This is a genomic window from Actinacidiphila sp. bgisy144 (assembly GCF_057708105.1).
Map to the genome: position 1 here is coordinate 1 of NZ_JBYIRM010000013.1, position 17,331 is coordinate 17,331.

The window sequence follows — 17,331 nt, forward strand, 5'->3', positions numbered from 1 at the left end:
GCCGCCAGCGTCATCCCGTTGGCGTGGTACGGCAGGGAGCGGCGCCGGTGCAGCACCAGGTCGGCGTCGGGGTCGAAGGGCACCTCGTGGGTGCCCAGCAGCGGCAGCCGCCGCTCGGCGCGGATACGGGCCACCTCGTCGTCGGCGGTCTCGACGTCCACGGTGCGCGGCGCATGGCCGGACAGGCCCAGCAGCACGGCCTTCGGGGTGCCGTGGCCGTGCCCGGTCGCGCCGAGCGAGCCGAACAGCTCGGCGCGCACGGACGCGGTGTGGGTGAGCAGCGCCTCGTTCTTCAGGCGGTGCACGAAGATGTTCGCCGCCCGCATCGGGCCGACGGTGTGCGAGCTGGAGGGCCCTATGCCGATGGAGAACAGGTCGAAGACGGAGATTGCCACGGTGTCATTGCTCCTGGGGTTCGCGGACGCCGTTGTCCGCAGGGTGGTGCTGCGGCCGCGCGCGGCGGTTGGTGCTGCCGCCGGGACGGCGGGGTGCTGCTGCCGGGGTGGCGGGCACGGCCGCCCGCCACCCCGGCCGGCCCGGCTACAGCGCCGGGTACAGCGGGTGCTTCTCCGCCAGGGCGGTGACCCGCTTGCGCAGCGGCTCCACCTCCGACGGCGGGAAGGCCGGCGACGCGGTGAGCGTCGCCGCGATGATGTCGGCGACCTCGCGGAAGTCGTCGGCGCCGAAGCCCCGCGTGGCCAGCGCGGGCGTACCGATCCGCAGCCCCGAGGTCACCATCGGCGGCCGCGGGTCGTTCGGGACCGCGTTGCGGTTGACGGTGATGCCGACCGCGTGCAGCCGGTCCTCGGCCTGCTGGCCGTCGAGCGCGGAGTTGCGCAGGTCGACCAGGACCAGGTGCACGTCGGTGCCGCCGGACAGCACCGACACACCCAGCTCCGCCACGTCGGGCCGGGTCAGCCGGTCGGCGAGGATCTTCGCACCCTCCAGGGTACGGGTCTGGCGGTCCTTGAACTCGTCGGTCGCCGCGGCCTTGAACGCCACCGCCTTCGCCGCGATCACGTGCTCCAGCGGGCCGCCCTGCTGCCCGGGGAAGACCGCCGAGTTGATCTTCTTCGCCAGGCCCGCCCTGGCCAGGATCACCCCGCCGCGCGGGCCGCCGAGCGTCTTGTGGGTCGTGGTGGTGACCACGTCGGCGTACGGCACGGGGGAGGGGTGCAGCCCGGCCGCGACCAGCCCGGCGAAGTGCGCCATGTCCACCATCAGGTACGCGCCGACCTCGTCGGCGATCCGGCGGAACTCCGCGAAGTCCAGCTGCCGCGGGTAGGCCGACCAGCCCGCCACGATCAGCTGCGGGCGGTGCTCCTTGGCCAGCCGCTCCACCTCGGCCATGTCGACGAGGTTGGTCTCGGCGTCCACGTGGTAGGCCGCGACCTGGTACAGCTTGCCGGAGAAGTTGATCTTCATCCCGTGGGTCAGGTGCCCGCCGTGCGCCAGGTCCAGGCCGAGGATGGTGTCGCCCGGCTTGAGCAGAGCGAACATCGCGGCGGCGTTCGCCTGGGCACCGGAGTGCGGCTGCACGTTGGCGCTCTCGGCACCGAACAGCGCCTTGACCCGGTCGATCGCGAGCTGCTCGATCACGTCGACGTGCTCGCAGCCGCCGTAGTAGCGGCGGCCCGGGTAGCCCTCCGCGTACTTGTTGGTCAGCACCGAGCCCTGCGCCTCCAGCACGGCGACCGGCGCGAAGTTCTCGGACGCGATCATCTCCAGCGTGGACTGCTGGCGGCGCAGCTCGGCGTCGACCGCCGCGGCCACGTCGGGGTCGAACGCGTGCAGGGACTGGTTCAGCAGCGACATCGCGGGGTTCCCTCAGCTCTCGATGAAAGCGTCGTACTCGGCGGCGGACAGCAGGTCGGACGGCTCCTCGGCCACCTTCACCTTGAACAGCCAGCCGCCCTCGAAGGGGGCGGAGTTCACCAGCGACGGGTCCTCCACCACGTCCTGGTTCACCTCGGTGACCTCCCCGCCGACCGGCGAGTACAGGTCGCTGACGGACTTGGTGGACTCCAGCTCGCCGCAGGTCTCGCCCGCGGTCACCGTCGCGCCCACCTCGGGGAGCTGGACGAAGACCACGTCACCGAGCGCGTCGGCGGCGTGCGAGGTGATGCCCACGGTGGCCGCGCCGTCGGCGGGGGCCGACAGCCACTCGTGCTCCTTGCTGTAGCGAAGCTGCTCAGGGTTGATGCTCATGGGTGGATTCTCCCGGATCGGCAGGGGTGCTCGCGTGCGCGGCACGGCAAACGGAAAGGTAAGGGTGGGGGTGCGGGGGCGGGGCGCCCGGGTCCCGGCCGGCTCGGGCGCCGGCCGGTGCCGGAGCCCCGCGGTCGGTGCCGGGCCCGGCTCGCGCCGTACCCCCGCGGTCAGTGCCGGGGCCCCGGCTCGCGCCGGAGCCCCGCGCTCAGCGCTCGCGCTTGTAGAACGGCAGCGCCACGACGTCGTACGGCTCCCGCGTCCCGCGGATGTCCACCGCGACGTCCGGCGTGCCGGGCGCCGCGTGCGCCGCGTCCACGTACGCCATCGCGATCGGCTTGCCCAGGGTCGGCGACGGCGCCCCCGAGGTGACCTCGCCGATCACCGTGCCCGAGGCGTCGGTCACCGGGTAGCCGGCCCGCGGCACCCGGCGGCCCCGCGCCACCAGCCCGACCAGCTTGCGCGGCGGCAGGTCGGCGGCCCGCTCGGCGGCGGCGCCCAGCGCGGCGCGCCCGACGAAGTCCCCGGGCTTGTCGAACTTGACCACCCGGCCCAGCCCCGCGTCGAACGGCGTCACCGCGGCGGTCAGCTCGTGCCCGTACAGCGGCATGCCCGCCTCCAGGCGCAGCGTGTCCCGGCAGGACAGCCCGCACGGCACCAGGCCCGCGGGCGCGCCGGCCTCGGTGAGCGCCTGCCACAGCCGCTCGGCGTCGCCCGGCGCCACGAACAGCTCGAAGCCGTCCTCGCCGGTGTAGCCGGTACGGGCGATCAGCGCCGGCACCCCGGCCACGGTGCCGGGCAGCCCGGCGTAGTACTTCAGCCCGTCCAGGTCGGCGTCGGTCACCGCCTTCATGATCGCCGGGGCCTGCGGGCCCTGGACGGCCAGCAGCGCGTACGCCTCGCGGTCGTCGCGGACCTGCGCGTCGTACTCCGCCGCCCGCAGCGCGACCGCGTCGAGCACGGTCTGCGCGTTGGAGGCGTTGGCGACGATCATGAACTCCTGCGCGCCCAGCCGGTAGACGATCAGGTCGTCGAGGATGCCGCCGTCGGGCGCGCAGATCATCGTGTAGCGGGCCCGGCCCACCGCCAGCGCGGACAGGTGGCCGACCAGGGCGTGGTCCAGCGCCTCGCCCGCCTGCGGGCCGGTCACGGTGATCTCGCCCATGTGCGACAGGTCGAACAGGCCGGCGCGGGTGCGCACCGCCTGGTGCTCCTCGCGCTCGCTGGCGTACCGCAGCGGCATGTCCCAGCCGGCGAAGTCGGTCATGGTCGCGCCGAGGGCGCGGTGCAGGGCGTCGAGCGCGGTACGGCGGGGTTCGCTCATCGGTGACGGGCTCCCAGGCTCGGTCTCGGTGAAGAGAGAAAGGGGACGACGGATCGGATGCTCCCCATCTGTCATCGGAACCTGAGAGGTTCACCGTGAACCCCGCACCGGCGGGTCACGGTTTGCACCTTGGGTGGGCGGGGCCGGGCGGGCACCCCCAGGGGTGCGCCGACGGCTCCGCCGCTTTTCAGATCTGCCTCGCCCGCGCGGTATCTGTGCCTGAGAGATTCAAGGGAGGACTTGCTCCTTCGGCGCCCGGCCCGCCGCCCGCGAGCAAGTCGCGTGCACCGGTCCGGGACTCTCCCGCGCGGCCTCGAACGGCCGGTATGCAAGTTGTCGGCTTCATCATTGCATGCCCAGGGTGCGCGGCCCCCGGCAGCCGTTAGGGTTTCCGGGGCACGACGCTACAGACGCGGTACTCGGGCGGACAAGGGTGGACATGGAGAATCCGGCGCCGTACACATGGCCGGCGAACGAGCTGGAAGAGGTGCTGAGCGCCAGCCTCGGCAACCCCTCGGCCACGCCCAGGCTGCTGGAGGTGCTCGGCCGGTCCCGGGTGTGGGTGCCGCTGCCGAACGGCGGCTCGCGCGAGGCGGCCGACCTGGACCTGCCGACGGTCGTGCTGGGCGGCGCGCCCTACGTGCCGGTGTTCAGCTCCGAGCAGCAGTTCCGGCAGGCCGCGGACGGCATGCCCTGCACGGTCGCGCCGGTGCACGAGTTCGCCCGCGGGCTGCCGCCGCTGGTCGGGATCGCCGTCAACCCCGGGGGCGCGGTCGGTGTGCCGCTGCCGCCGGCCGCGGTGGCCGAGCTGTGCCGCCCGGCGCAGGGCGAGCGCCAGGCGGCGTTCGCCGGGGTGCGCGGCGGTGACGCGCCACCCGGCGCCCGGGTGCGGCTGTGGGAGCCGGACCACGACGAGGAGCCGGTGGACTTCCTGGCCGCCGCGGCCGGCGAGTTCGCGGTCACCTCGGTGGTGCTGAGCGGCCGGCGGGCCCTGGCGGTGGTGGAGGAGGAGCCGCCGGCGCTGTTCGTCGGCGTGGAGCTGGACCGCTGGACCGAGGCGGACCGGTCGGCCGCGATGGACGCGCTCGGCCGGGCGATGGGTGCGGCCCAGCCGCCGTGGCCGGTGCACCTGATCCTGCTGGACGTGGCGCAGGACCCGGTGGGGGACTGGATGCTGGAGACGGTGCGGCCGTTCTTCGCCCGCGACTGAGCCCGGGCACGGCACGGGGCAGGGCCACGGCAGGTGCGGCTCGGCGCACGCGTTCAGCGGTCGTATACCGCGTCTATAGCCGGTTCGGTTTGAGTCGGCGGGCATACCGCTGGGCACACTCGACCTGGTTTGATGTCGTGCGAAGAGCAGTACGAAGGGAAAGGGGCGGTCCCACGTGATCGCGGGCGCGCAAGGCGGTGCGGCGCAGGCCGGCCATGTGGAGCAGATGCTGCTCCAGGTGGCACCCGGCCGGTTCGACGCATACGAGAACCTGCTCGCGTCACTCGCCGAGGGCCAGGTGTGGATGCTGCTGTGGCAGGGCGCCCCCGGCACGCCCGACGCGCAGTACGGCACGATGGAGATCGGCGGCTACGGCTACGCGCCGTGCTTCACCTCGCCGCGGGAACTGGCCGCCAGCGGGTGGAACCGCGAGCACGAAGTGGTCTCCGGGCGGGACATCGCCCAGACCCTCTTCCCGGACCGGTCCGGCCTCTGGCTCAACCCGCACAGCGCCGGCGGCGGCCTCGGCATCCCCTGGGCCGACCTGCGCCGGATCGCGGTCGGCCTGGACCTGCTGCCCGCCGGGCCGCTCCAGATCGGCGAACCCTCGCTCCAGATGCCCCAGTTCTACGCGCTGCTCGCCCAGGCGGCGCACCGCACCTCCGCGGTGCGCGCGCTGCGCCAGGCGTGGGTGCAGCCGGTGCTCGGCGAGCCCTACCTCGCGATCGGCGTCGAGCTCTACGAGGGGGCCGGGCAGGCCGTGGAGTCCGTCCGGCTGATGATGCAGCAGGCCGTCGGCGGGGTGCCCGACTCGGTGGCCGTCTCCACGGTCGCCATGGCCGACCCGTACGACCCGGTCGCGCTGTGGATGCGTACGTTCGGCCGGCCCTTCTTCGACCGCTAGGCGACTGCGCGGCGATCAAGCGGCGGCTGCGCGGCGGCCATCCAGCGGCTGTGCGGCGGTCACGCGGCCGGGCCGGGCGGGTGGACCGCCGCGTCCAGCAGGCCCAGGGGCGGGCTGCCCAGGTGCAGCAGGGCGGCGTGGAAGCGGGGCAGGGTGAACTCGGCGCCCCAGGCGCGCTGCGCGCGGGCGCGGGTGCGCAGGATCTCCAGCTTGCCCCAGGTGTAGCGGCCGTACCCGGCGTCGAAGGTGCCGCGCCGCGCCTCCGCGGCGGCGGCCGCCGGCGACAGGTGGGCGTCGCGCACGAAGTACCGCGCGGCCTCCTCCAGCGACAGCGCCCCGGTGTGCAATCCGATCGCGCAGGTGAGCCGGGTGACGCGGACCAGCGCTTCGAGGGCGACGCCGATCGCGAAGCGCGGGTCGCGGGCGCGGAAGCCCTCGTCGAGGCAGACCTCCTCGACGTAGTGCGCCCAGCCCTCGGCGAAGGACAGGCTGTGCAGGAGCCGCCGCACCGGGGAGGGGGCGCGGCGCAGGGCGCGGCCGTGCGCGAAGTGGCCGGGCGCGACCTCGTGGAGGGTGATGGACGGCAGGCTGGTGCGGCTGAAGACGGTCAGCCACTCCTCGCGCTCGTCGGCCGGCCAGTCCGGCTCGGGCGGGGTGACGTGGTACCAGGAGGGCGCGTCGGCCTCGGCGGGCGCGGACCAGGTCATCATGGCCATCGCCCAGCGCCGGGAGGCGGGTGCCGGGCCGACCAGGCACTCGCCGTCGACGTAGGGCGCAAGGCCCCGTTCCCGGGTGAACTCCACGGCCTCCTCGGTGAGCCGGGCCGCCTCGGCGATGACGCCGTCCGCGCCCGGGTGGTCGGCGAGCAGCCCCGGCAGGAGTTCGTCCACGCCGCGGCCCGGGTCGAGGACGCGGCAGGCGTCGGTGAGCAGTTCGGTGAGCCGGACGCGCTCCTTGTCGGCCTGCCCGGCCAGCTCGGTCAGATCCACCCGAAGGCCCTCCTGAGCCCCCATCAAGGCAGCCAGGGCCCGCCCGCCGAGCCGCGGGTCGGGGTCGCCGTGCTCGGCGACGTGCCGCAGGTGGCCCTCCAGCCGGGCGTGCGCGCGCAGTGCGGCCCGCTCCACCTTGCCGCCGTCCGGGTCGAGGTCGGCGGCCAGTCCCAGCACCGGCCCGAGCAGCGCCTCGGCGACCGGGGCCCGTACCCGGTCCAGCGAGGCCAGCGCGGCGTCCACCGCGTCCGGCCACCGCGCCAGATGCGCCTTGCGGGCCTTCCTGCGGTCGGCGCGCGGGGCGTACTCGCGGTCGTAGCAGGCGAGTTCGAGGTTGGACAGGTGCGGGTAGGGGTCGCGGCGGTGCAGCTCCAGCTCGCCGTACTGCACCCGCAGTGACTCCTCGAAGACAGCCAAGTGGGCCTCGTCGTGCGGGTCCTGGAGCGGTCCGGCGCTCCGGGCGGCGCGGGCCATCGCGGCCAGGCCGGCGCGCACCCCCTGGGGGGAGAGGTCCTGCACCTGTCCGTCGTACTCGTGCAGGCCCGACATCTCGCGGGCCTGGGGCACCATCAGGTCGCAGACCGCGCGCAGCCGTTCGTCCATCTGGTGACCGTACCCCGAGGTACGCGTCGGTAACGATGAAAGAACCACCCACATCACAGTTGCGCATCCCTTCTCCGTGGGGTCTGGCGGGTGATCGCCGACCGGAAGAAGAATCCAGCGGCAAGACGCCTTGGCGTTGACATGTCCCAACCGCAATGCGCGTAGTGGATACGCACGTCGCACGCATGATCACGAAGAGCGTTCACTGCGGGTGACGGCCGTTTCGTACGCAACCGAAGCACCACAGGCACCAAGTGACGAGGAAGCCGCTACCGCGGCGGGCGCGCGCCGGTCACCACCGGCGAGAGGGGTCGGCAAAAACGCCATGACCGCACCTATCGAGACCACCTCCGGACAGGCGGCGGCAGACCCGGAGGCCGTCCTGAGCGGGGCCGGGCGAGGCATGATCGAGGGCCGCTCGCTCGGGCAGATAGCCTGGCGCCGGCTCAGACGCGACAAGGTCGCGATGGCCGGCGGCGTCGTGGTGGTGCTGCTGGTGCTGCTGGCGATCCTCGCCAAGCCGATCGAGATGGTCTTCAACCTCGACCCGAACGCCTTCCACCAGAACCTGGTCGACCCCGAACTGCTGGCGCCCAAGGGCGGCTGGGGCGGCATGAGCTGGTCCCACCCGCTGGGCGTGGACCCGAAGTTCGGCCGCGACATCCTCGCCCGGATCGTCGAGGGCTCCTGGATCTCCATGCTGGTGGCCACCGGCGCCACCGTGCTGTCCAACGTGATCGGCACCGTGCTCGGCATCATCGCCGGCTACTACGGCGGCTGGGTGGACAGCCTGATCAGCCGGCTGATGGACGTGTTCCTCGCCTTCCCGCTGCTGCTCTTCGCGATCTCCATCTCCGCCTCGCTCCAGGACGGCGCCTTCGGGCTGAGCGGGCTGCCGCTGCGGATCTGCGTGCTGATCTTCGTGATTGGCTTCTTCAACTGGCCCTACATGGGGCGGATCGTCCGCGGCCAGACCCTCAGCCTGCGCGAGCGCGAGTTCGTCGACGCCGCCCGCGGCATGGGCGCGCGCGGGCCGTTCATCCTCTTCCGCGAGCTGCTGCCGAACCTGGTGGCGCCGATCCTGGTCTACTCCACCCTGCTGATCCCCACCAACATCCTGTTCGAGGCCGCGCTGAGCTTCCTCGGGGTCGGCATCGCGCCGCCGCAGGCGTCCTGGGGCGGCATGCTGACCAGCGCGGTCGACGTCTACCAGTCCGACCCGCAGTACATGTTCGTGCCCGGCCTGGCGATCTTCATCACGGTGCTGGCCTTCAACCTGTTCGGCGACGGGTTGCGGGACGCCCTGGACCCGCGCAGCAAGTGATCCCGCAGGGACACCCATCGAACCCCGGGTGGCACCCCGTGTGCCGTGCGGCGCACCGCGACCGACCCGGCGACTCCATAGGAAGTGAGGGGCGTAACCCGGTATGAACACCAGAAAGGTGACCTCCGCCATCGCGCTCGGTCTGGCGATGGCACTCGGTGTGTCCGCCTGCGGCGGCTCGGGCGGCAGCAAGAGCTCCGGCAAGAAGGACCAGGCGCTCACGTCGATCGTCAACGCGTCGACGAAGAAGGGCGGGACGGTCACGGCCGACCACTCCAGCGGCCCCGACTCGCTCGACCCGGGCAACACCTACTACGGCTGGGTGCAGGACTTCTCCCGGCTCTACGCCCGTTCGCTGCTGACGTTCAAGCCGGCGGCCGGCAAGGCCGGTCTGACGGTGGTCCCCGACCTGGCGACCGGGCTCGGCACCGCCAGCGCCGACGCCAAGACCTGGACGTACCACCTGCGCACCGGCGTGAAGTTCCAGGACGGCACCACGGTGACCTCCAAGGACGTCAAGTACGCGATCGAGCGCAGCAACTTCGCGCCCGAGGTGATGTCCAACGGCCCGGTGTACTTCAAGAGCTACCTGGCCGACGACAGCACGTACCAGGGCCCGTACAAGGACAAGAGCCCGGACGGGCTGAAGTCCATAGAGACGCCTGACGACCAGACGATCATCTTCCACCTGGCCAAGCCGTTCGCCGACTTCGACTACCTGGCGACGTTCTCGCAGACCGCGCCGGTCGAGCAGTCCAAGGACACCGGCGCGACCTACGTGCAGCACATCCAGTCGACCGGCCCGTACAAGTTCGCCTCCTACTCCGAGGGCAAGGGCGCCACGCTGGTGCGCAACCCGGAGTGGAGCAAGGCCACCGACCCGATCCGCACCGCGCTGCCCGACAAGTACGTGCTGAAGTTCAACATCAACCAGCGCACCATCGACAACGACCTGATGGCCGACAACGCCACCGTCGACCTCCAGGGCACCGGCGTCGAGGCCGAGACGCAGTCGAAGATCCTGGGCAACAAGAACCAGCTCTCGCATACCGACGACGCGATCGCCGGCGCCACCTCGTACATGGCGCTCAACCTGCACGTGGCGCCGTTCGACAACATCAACTGCCGCAAGGCCGTGCAGTACGCGGTGGACAAGACCTCCGTGGTCAACGCCGAGGGCGGCGCGGTCAAGGGCGACGTCGCCACCACGCTGCTGCCGCCGTCGGTGAACGGCTACACCAAGTTCGACGAGTACCCGACCGCCGGCAACAACGGCGACGTGGCCAAGGCCAAGGCGGCGCTCGCGGCCTGCGGCAAGCCAGGCGGCTTCACCACCACGCTCACCGCGCGCAGCGACCGGCAGCCCGAGGTGGACGGCGCCACCGCCATCCAGGCGGCGCTGAAGAAGGTCGGCATCACCGTCAACATCAAGACCTTCCCCGCCGACAAGTACTTCTCCAACTACGCGGGCGTCCCGGACTACGTGCACTCGCACGACGTCGGCATGATGATGATGGCGTGGGGCGCCGACTGGCCCACCGGCTACGGTTTCCTGGACCAGATCGTCGACGGCGGCGCGATCAAGCCGTCCGGCGGCAACAACCTGATGGAGCTGAACGACCCGAAGATCAACCAGGCGCTGGCCGCGGCGATCTCCAACACCGACGCCGCCGCCCGCACCAAGGCGTGGGGCGACATCGACAAGATGGTCATGGCGAACGCCTCCGTGGTGCCGCTGATCTACCGCAAGAACCTGCTCTACCGCCCGAGTTCCGCCACCAACGTGACGGTCACCCAGGCGTACCTGGGCATGTACGACTACCTGCTGATGGGCTCCTCGAAGTAGCCGCAAGGCTCCTACGCACCGAAAGGCAGGTGAAGGCTCCGGCGTCCGCCCGGTCCGGCCCGCGATCCGGGCCGGGCGGACGCCAGCCGGAACGGCCGTGACCGCTTACTTCATCCGTCGCGTGTTCGCCGCGATCGTGCTCCTGCTGGTGGTCAGCATGATCACCTTCGCGATCTTCTTCCTCGTGCCCCGCATCGGCGGCCAGACCACCACCCAGCTCGCCACGCAGTACGTGGGCAAGGACGCCAACCCGGCGGCCGTCGCGGCGATCAAGAGGAACCTCGGCTTCGACCTGCCGCTCTACGAGCAGTACTGGCACTTCCTCAAGGGCCTGGTGGCCGGCGCCGACTACCACTACGGCCCCGACCCGGTGCACTGCCACGCACCCTGCTTCGGCTACTCCTTCAAGAGCCACGTCGAGGTGTGGCCGCAGCTGAAGTCCCGTATCCCGGTGACGTTCTCGCTGGCCATCGGCGCCGCGGTGATCTGGGTGATCACCGGCGTCGCGGTCGGCGTGGTCTCCGCGCTCAAGCGCGGCACCATCATCGACCGGCTGTCGATGGGCGTGGCCCTGATGGGCGTGTCGCTGCCGATCTTCTTCACCGGCATCCTCGCGCTGAGCGTCTTCACCGTGCAGTGGCCGCTGTGGAGCAACGGCATGAGCTACGTGTCGTTCACCGACAACCCCGCTGACTGGGCGTGGAACCTGCTGGTGCCCTGGTGCAGCCTGGCCTTCCTGTACTCCGCGCTGTACGCCCGGCTGACCCGGGCGGGCATGCTGGAGACGATGGGCGAGGACTACATCCGCACCGCGCGCGCCAAGGGCCTGCGCGAGCGGGACGTGGTGGTCAAGCACGCGCTGCGCTCCACGCTCACCCCGATCGTGACCATCTTCGGCATGGACTTCGGGCTGCTGGTCGGCGGCGCGGTCATCACCGAGCAGGTCTTCTCGCTGCCGGGCATGGGCGCCTACGCCATCCAGGGCGTGACCGCCAACGACCTGCCCATCGTGATGGCCGTGACCTTGGTGGTCGCCTTCTTCGTCGTGGTCTGCAACCTGCTGGTGGACCTCGCCTACGCCGTTCTCGACCCCCGCGTGAGGTACTCGTGAGTTCCGCCGACAGGCTGCTGAAAACCCCGCAAGAGCCGCCCGCCGCGCAGGACGCGTACCTGTCGGTGCGCGACCTGCGCATCCACTTCGACACCGACGACGGCCTGGTGAAGTCCGTCGACGGCATCAGCTTCGACCTGCCGCGCGGCCGCACCCTGGGCATCGTCGGCGAGTCCGGGTCGGGCAAGTCCGTCACGTCCCTGGGCATCATGGGCCTGCACCGCACCGCGCGGGCCCGGATCTCCGGCGAGGTGTGGCTGGACGGCGAGGAACTGGTCGGCGCCCCGCCGGACGCGGTACGGCGGCTGCGCGGCCGCAAGATGGCGATGATCTTCCAGGACCCGCTGTCGGCGATGCACCCGTACTACTCGATCGGCAACCAGATCGTCGAGGCGTACCGGGTGCACCACGCGGTCAGCAAGAAGGAGGCCGCCCAGCGGGCCATCGACATGCTCGACCGGGTCGGCATCCCCGAGCCGCGCAAGCGCTTCCGGGACTACCCGCACCAGTTCTCCGGCGGCATGCGGCAGCGCGCGATGATCGCGATGGCGCTGGTGAACAACCCCGAACTGCTCATCGCCGACGAGCCGACCACCGCGCTCGACGTCACCGTGCAGGCCCAGATCCTCGACCTGATCCGCGACCTCCAGCAGGAGTTCGGCTCCGCGGTCGTCATGATCACCCACGACCTGGGCGTGGTCGCCGAGGTCGCCGACGACCTGCTGGTGATGTACGCGGGCCGGGTGATCGAGCGCGGCACCGCCGAGAAGCTCTTCAGCGAGCCCAAGCACCCCTACACCTGGGGCCTGCTCGGCTCCATGCCCCGGCTGGACCGGGAGCGCACCGACCGGCTCAACCCGGTCAAGGGGACGCCGCCCAGCCTGATCAACGTGCCGAGCGGCTGCGCCTTCCACCCGCGCTGCCCCTACGCCGAACTGACCGGCGGCGCCTCGCAGTCCGAGGTGCCCGAGCTGCGCGAGGTCGCCGCCGGCCACGTGGCCGCCTGCCACCTCGGCGACGAGGAGCGGGTCAGGATCTGGACCGAAGAGATCGAGCCGAAGCTGTGAAGGGCCGGGACGAGACCGTGGCGGAGAAGACCTCGCTGGACAAGGGCGGTCCGGCCGCCGACGCGACGCCGCAGGAGCGCACCCCCGCGCCGCGCAAGCCGGCCGGGGAGCCGCTGCTGAAGGTCACCGGGCTGACCAAGCACTTCCCGATCACCAAGGGCCTGCTGCGCCGCCAGGTCGGCGCGGTGCAGGCGGTCGACGGCATCGACTTCCAGGTCCGGGCGGGCGAGACGCTGGGCGTGGTCGGCGAGTCCGGCTGCGGCAAGTCCACCATGGGCCGGCTGATCACCCGGCTGCTCGAACCGACCGGCGGGACGGTCGAGTTCGACGGCCGCGACATCACGCACCTGAGCACCGGCGCCATGCGCCCGCTCCGCCGCGACGTGCAGATGATCTTCCAGGACCCGTACTCCTCGCTCAACCCGCGGCACACCATCGGCACCATCGTCGGCACCCCCTTCCGGTTGCAGAAGGTCGCCACCGAGCAGGGTGTGAAGAAGGAGGTGCAGGGGCTGCTGGAACTGGTCGGCCTCAACCCCGAGCACTACAACCGCTACCCGCACGAGTTCTCCGGCGGGCAGCGGCAGCGGATCGGCATCGCCCGGGCGCTGGCGCTGCGCCCGAAGCTGGTGGTCGCCGACGAGCCGGTCTCCGCGCTGGACGTGTCCATCCAGGCGCAGGTGGTCAACCTGCTGGACGACCTCCAGTCCGAACTCGGCCTGACCTACGTGATCATCGCGCACGACCTGTCGGTGATCCGGCACGTCTCGGACCGGATCGCGGTGATGTACCTGGGCAAGGTGGTGGAGCTGGCCGACCGGGAGGCGCTGTACAGCTCGCCCTTCCACCCGTACACCACCGCGCTGCTGTCCGCGGTGCCGGTGCCCGACCCGAAGCGGCGCAACCGGCCGACGGTGACGCCCGAGGTGCCCGGCGAGGAGGCCGCGGACACCGTCGCGGACGCCGCCGCCGATGCCCCGGCGGACGCCGAGCCGGCGCCCGCGCGGGCCGCCGCCCCGGTCAGCGGCAGCGGCCGCATCCTGCTCACCGGCGACGTGCCCTCGCCGATCTCCCCGCCGCCCGGCTGCCGGTTCCACACCCGCTGCTGGAAGGCGACCGCGGTGTGCACCACCGAGCAGCCGCCGCTGGTGGAGCTGGCGCCCGGCCACCAGGTGGCCTGCCACCACCCGGAGAACGCCGCCGACCAGCGTCCGGAGCCCGCCCTGCGATGACGCCCCGGCCGCTACTGTTCCGCCGCGCGGCCCCCTATCGTCGTAAGCATGGCGGACGACGCGAACGGGACGGCGGGCGGCACCGCGGCCGGCGGCAGCGGCCGGCGGGTGCTGCTGAGCATCGAGGCGGTCAACAAGCGGTTCGGTGACTTCGTCGCCCTGCGCGACGTCGACCTCGACGTGCACGAGGGCGAGGTCGTCGTCGTGCTCGGCGCGTCCGGCTCCGGCAAGTCCACGCTGTGCCGCTGCGTCAACCGGCTGGAGACCGCCGACTCCGGCCGGATCGTCTTCGACGGCCGCGAACTGCCGCAGGAGGGCGCCGCGTTGGCGGCGCTGCGGGCCGACGTCGGGATGGTCTTCCAGTCCTTCAACCTGTTCGCGCACAAGACCGTGCTGGAGAACGTGGTGCTCGGCCCGACCCGGGTGCGCAAGGTGCCCCGGGCCGAGGCCGTCGAGGAGGCGCGGGCGCTGCTGGAGCGGGTCGGCGTGGCGGACAAGGAGTCCCGGCACCCCGCGGAGCTGTCCGGCGGCCAGCAGCAGCGCGTCGCGATCGCCCGCGCCCTGGCGATGCACCCCAAGCTGATGCTCTTCGACGAGCCGACCTCCGCGCTCGACCCGGAGATGATCCGGGAGGTGCTGGACGTGATGGTCGGCCTGGCCCGCGACGGCATGACGATGGTCGCCGTCACCCACGAGATGGGCTTCGCCCGCCGCGCCGCGGACCGGGTGGTGTTCATGGACGCCGGGCAGATCGTCGAGACCGGCGAGCCCGAGGCGTTCTTCACGAAGCCGCGCACCGAGCGCGCCCGCGACTTCCTCTCCACGATCCTGCGGCACTGACGCCCGGCATCCGGCGCCCCGCGCCCGCTGCCGTCCGGACCACCCGTACCCGTACCCGTATCCGTACTCGTACCGAAGGAGTCCCTCATGGTTCCTCAGCAGCGCGGCCGTCGGACGGAGCAAGGACCAGGCGGATTACCGCGGTGGCGCCGGGCGGTGCTCGCCGCGGGCGCGGCACTGGCGCTGACCGGAGTGCTCGCCGCGTGCGGCGGCGGCAGCAGCGTCCACCCGGTCAAGGGCGGCCGGGGCGGGGCGGCCGGGCCGACCCAGGAGCAGGTGGTCGCGGGCGCGCCGGTCGCCCCGGCCGCCGCGATCACCCCCGGCTCCTGGATGGCGAAGGTCAAGAAGCGCGGCACCCTGCTGGTCGGCGGCACCGACTCCTCCGCGGTCTTCTCCCAACGCAACCCCGTCACAAATAAGTTGGAGGGCTTCGACGCCGGGCTGTCGCAGATGCTGGCGCGCTACATCATCGGCAAGCCGTCCACGAAGCTCTCCCTGGTCACCGTGGACACCCGCGAGACGCTGCTCCAGAACGGCACCGTGGACGCGGTGTTCGCCACCTACACCGTCACCCCGCAGCGCGCGGAGAAGGTCGCCTTCGCCGGGCCGTACTACGAGTCGGGCGACGCGATCCTGGTCAAGGCGGGCACCACCGGGATCACCGGGCCGGCCGACCTGAACGGGAAGACGGTCGCCACCGAGGGCAACTCCACCGCCGCGCTGGACCTGAAGAAGGTCGCGCCCAAGGCGAAGACCCTGCTCTTCCAGGAGGACGGCGAGTGCGTCGCCGCGGTCAAGCAGGGGCGCGCGGACGCCTACGTGCTGGACCAGAGCATCCTGCTGGGCGACGTGGCCGACGACACGGGCCTGAAGGTCGTCGGGCAGCCCTTCACCCAGGAGCCCTACGGCATCGGCCTGCCGAAGGCCGACCCGGAGGCGAAGGCGTTCGTCGACGCGTGGCTGAAGACGATCTACGCCGACGGGCAGTGGGCCAAGCTGTGGCAGGCCACCATCGGCGCCAAGGTGGGCGGTTCGCCACCCGCGCCGCCCGCCATCGGCTCCGCCGACGGCTCCTGACGGCCCGCCGTGCACGGGGTCCTCAGCCACCTCGGCTACCTCGCCGGCGGACTCGGCACCACCCTGGAGCTGTCCCTGCTCGGCTTCGCCGGCGCACTGCTGCTCGGCACCCTGCTGACGGTGCTGCGGGTCGGCCCGGTCCTCCCGCTGCGGCTGCTCGGCACCCTGTACGTCGAGGTGTTCCGCAACGTGCCGCTGCTGGCGTTCCTGGTGCTGTTCGTCTTCGGACTGCCCGACGCGGGCGTCACCTACCCGCTGTTCACCTCCGAAGCGGCCTGCCTGGCGCTGTACTTCGCCGCGTACGTCTGCGAGGCGCTGCGGGCCGGGATCAACGCGGTGCCGGTCGGGCAGGCCGAGGCGGCCCGCGCGATCGGGATGACCTTCGGCCAGTCCCTGGCCCTGGTGATCTTCCCGCAGGCCTTCCGCACCATGGTCCAGCCGCTGGCCAACATCCTCATCGGCGTGGTGCTCTCCTCCTCGCTGGGCGCGGCGGTCGGCGTCAGCGAACTCATCGGCCGCACCCAGTGGCTGGACCTGAAGTACGACGAGCCGGTGCCGACCTTCCTGCTCGCCGCGGCCGGCTACGTGCTGGTCACCGCGACGGTCGCGCTGCTCGCCGGGCGGCTCCAGAAGCGGATGGCGGTGCGCCGGTGAGCGGGCCGAACCGGGTGCTGTTCGACGCGCCGGGACCGCGGGCCCGGCGCCGCATCCGGCTGGCCACCTTGCTGTCGGTGCTGCTCATCGCCGGGCTGCTGGCCCTGGGGCTGCACCAATTGGCGCGGCACGGCCAGCTCGACCGCGCCCGCTGGCAGCCCTTCGGGCAGTGGCCCTACCAGCGCTTCCTGCTCCAGGGGCTGGTGCGCACCCTCAAGGCGGCGGGGGTGGCCGCGCTCCTCGCGCTGCCGGCCGGGGCGCTCCTCGCGCTCGGCCGGCTCTCGCCGCACCGGCTGACCCGGCTGGCCGCGGGCAGCTTCGTCGAGCTGTTCCGCTCGGTGCCGCTGCTGCTGGTGCTGTACGTCTTCCTGATGGGCATCCCGCGGGCCGGCTACACCTTCCCGGTCTTCTGGGAGCTGGTCATCCCGGTGGTGCTGTGCACCTCGGCGCTGCTCGCCGAGGTCTTCCGGGCCGGCGTCCTGGCCCTGGACCGCGGGCAGTCCGAGGCCGCCCACGCCCTCGGGCTCAGCCGCCGCCAGGTGATGCGGCTGGTGGTGCTGCCGCAGGCGGTCCGCCTCGTGGTGCCCACGCTGGTCTCCCAACTGGTCAGCCTGCTCAAGGACACCACCCTCGGATACGTCGTCAGCTACCCCGAACTCCTCAACCAGGGCAAGGTGCTGGGCTCCTACACGCACGACTTCCTGCAGAGCTATCTGACGGTCACGGTGGTGTACATCGTGGCCAACGCGGCCCTGTCCCAGCTCGCCGAGGCGCTGGAACGCCGTGGCAGGCGCCGTCCGGCAGCGGGCACACCGGGTACGGCAGGCGGGGCATCCGGGGTCGCCCCGCGCCTGCCCGGTCCCCGGGAGCCGAAGGCCGCCGGGGGCGCGGGGGCCGAGCCGCTGCGCCCGGTCTGAGCGCGGCTGCGGCCCCGCGGACCCC

The 17,331-nt window shown here is 72.1% G+C and carries 16 protein-coding genes and 1 riboswitch; of the genes, 11 read left to right on the forward strand and 5 right to left on the reverse strand.

What is annotated here, in order from left to right; genetic code table 11:
* From AC3EVP_RS16790 to gcvT, 4 genes are all read right to left on the reverse strand, one after another.
* Window positions 1–395: serine dehydratase beta chain (locus AC3EVP_RS16790; RefSeq protein ID WP_435130763.1), on the reverse strand; the 395-nt coding region annotated here is incomplete at its 3' end.
* 145 nt (window positions 396–540) lie between these two features.
* Window positions 541–1,815, reverse strand: a complete 1,275-nt coding sequence (locus AC3EVP_RS16795) for a serine hydroxymethyltransferase (protein ID WP_435130764.1) — start codon at window positions 1,813–1,815, stop codon at window positions 541–543.
* A 12-nt stretch (window positions 1,816–1,827) separates the two neighbouring features.
* Window positions 1,828–2,208 carry a glycine cleavage system protein GcvH gene (gcvH, locus tag AC3EVP_RS16800; protein WP_335974330.1) on the reverse strand — a complete coding sequence of 127 codons (381 nt, stop codon included), beginning with the start codon at window positions 2,206–2,208 and terminating at the stop codon, window positions 1,828–1,830.
* Window positions 2,209–2,416: 208 nt separating this feature from the next.
* Window positions 2,417–3,532 (reverse strand): glycine cleavage system aminomethyltransferase GcvT, encoded by a 1,116-nt coding sequence (gene gcvT / locus AC3EVP_RS16805; protein ID WP_435130765.1) that lies wholly within the window; start codon window positions 3,530–3,532, stop codon window positions 2,417–2,419.
* A 197-nt stretch (window positions 3,533–3,729) separates the two neighbouring features.
* Window positions 3,730–3,848, reverse strand: a riboswitch (glycine riboswitch).
* A 123-nt stretch (window positions 3,849–3,971) separates the two neighbouring features.
* On the opposite strand from gcvT, the gene AC3EVP_RS16810 reads away from it, so the two are divergent.
* On the forward strand, window positions 3,972–4,742 hold the full coding sequence (locus tag AC3EVP_RS16810; protein WP_435130766.1) for an enhanced serine sensitivity protein SseB: 771 nt from the start codon (window positions 3,972–3,974) through the stop codon (window positions 4,740–4,742).
* Window positions 4,743–4,917: 175 nt separating this feature from the next.
* Window positions 4,918–5,646 (forward strand): enhanced serine sensitivity protein SseB C-terminal domain-containing protein, encoded by a 729-nt coding sequence (locus tag AC3EVP_RS16815; protein ID WP_335974322.1) that lies wholly within the window; start codon window positions 4,918–4,920, stop codon window positions 5,644–5,646.
* 59 nt (window positions 5,647–5,705) lie between these two features.
* Here the strand turns inward: AC3EVP_RS16815 and AC3EVP_RS16820 are convergent, their stop codons facing one another.
* Window positions 5,706–7,238 carry a DUF885 family protein gene (locus tag AC3EVP_RS16820; RefSeq protein ID WP_435130767.1) on the reverse strand — a complete coding sequence of 511 codons (1,533 nt, stop codon included), beginning with the start codon at window positions 7,236–7,238 and terminating at the stop codon, window positions 5,706–5,708.
* Between the two features lie 325 nt (window positions 7,239–7,563).
* On the opposite strand from AC3EVP_RS16820, the gene AC3EVP_RS16825 reads away from it, so the two are divergent.
* The 9 genes from AC3EVP_RS16825 to AC3EVP_RS16865 all read left to right on the forward strand — a co-directional run bounded on the left by AC3EVP_RS16825 (window position 7,564) and on the right by AC3EVP_RS16865 (window position 17,306).
* The gene (locus tag AC3EVP_RS16825; RefSeq protein WP_335974315.1) at window positions 7,564–8,562 is read left to right on the forward strand and encodes an ABC transporter permease; all 999 of its coding nucleotides are present in this window, start codon (window positions 7,564–7,566) and stop codon (window positions 8,560–8,562) included.
* A 103-nt stretch (window positions 8,563–8,665) separates the two neighbouring features.
* Entirely contained in the window at window positions 8,666–10,408 is a 1,743-nt protein-coding gene (locus tag AC3EVP_RS16830) for an ABC transporter substrate-binding protein (protein ID WP_335974312.1), read from the forward strand.
* 97 nt (window positions 10,409–10,505) lie between these two features.
* Window positions 10,506–11,519: an ABC transporter permease gene (locus AC3EVP_RS16835; protein WP_335974309.1), complete on the forward strand. Its 1,014-nt coding sequence runs from the start codon at window positions 10,506–10,508 to the stop codon at window positions 11,517–11,519.
* Window positions 11,516–12,586: an ABC transporter ATP-binding protein gene (locus tag AC3EVP_RS16840; RefSeq protein WP_435130768.1), complete on the forward strand. Its 1,071-nt coding sequence runs from the start codon at window positions 11,516–11,518 to the stop codon at window positions 12,584–12,586. The genes AC3EVP_RS16835 and AC3EVP_RS16840 overlap by 4 nt, the downstream gene beginning before the upstream one ends.
* 17 nt (window positions 12,587–12,603) lie before the next feature.
* Window positions 12,604–13,818, forward strand: coding sequence for an ABC transporter ATP-binding protein (locus AC3EVP_RS16845; RefSeq protein WP_435130769.1), 1,215 nt, complete (start codon window positions 12,604–12,606; stop codon window positions 13,816–13,818).
* Window positions 13,819–13,866: 48 nt separating this feature from the next.
* The gene (locus AC3EVP_RS16850) at window positions 13,867–14,658 is read left to right on the forward strand and encodes an amino acid ABC transporter ATP-binding protein (RefSeq protein WP_435130770.1); all 792 of its coding nucleotides are present in this window, start codon (window positions 13,867–13,869) and stop codon (window positions 14,656–14,658) included.
* 87 nt (window positions 14,659–14,745) lie between these two features.
* Window positions 14,746–15,735 (forward strand): glutamate ABC transporter substrate-binding protein, encoded by a 990-nt coding sequence (locus AC3EVP_RS16855; protein ID WP_435130771.1) that lies wholly within the window; start codon window positions 14,746–14,748, stop codon window positions 15,733–15,735.
* A gap of 9 nt (window positions 15,736–15,744) precedes the next feature.
* Window positions 15,745–16,389, forward strand: a complete 645-nt coding sequence (locus tag AC3EVP_RS16860; RefSeq protein ID WP_435130772.1) for an amino acid ABC transporter permease — start codon at window positions 15,745–15,747, stop codon at window positions 16,387–16,389.
* Window positions 16,386–17,306, forward strand: a complete 921-nt coding sequence (locus AC3EVP_RS16865; protein ID WP_435130773.1) for an amino acid ABC transporter permease — start codon at window positions 16,386–16,388, stop codon at window positions 17,304–17,306. The genes AC3EVP_RS16860 and AC3EVP_RS16865 overlap by 4 nt, the downstream gene beginning before the upstream one ends.
* Window positions 17,307–17,331: the final 25 nt, after the last annotated feature.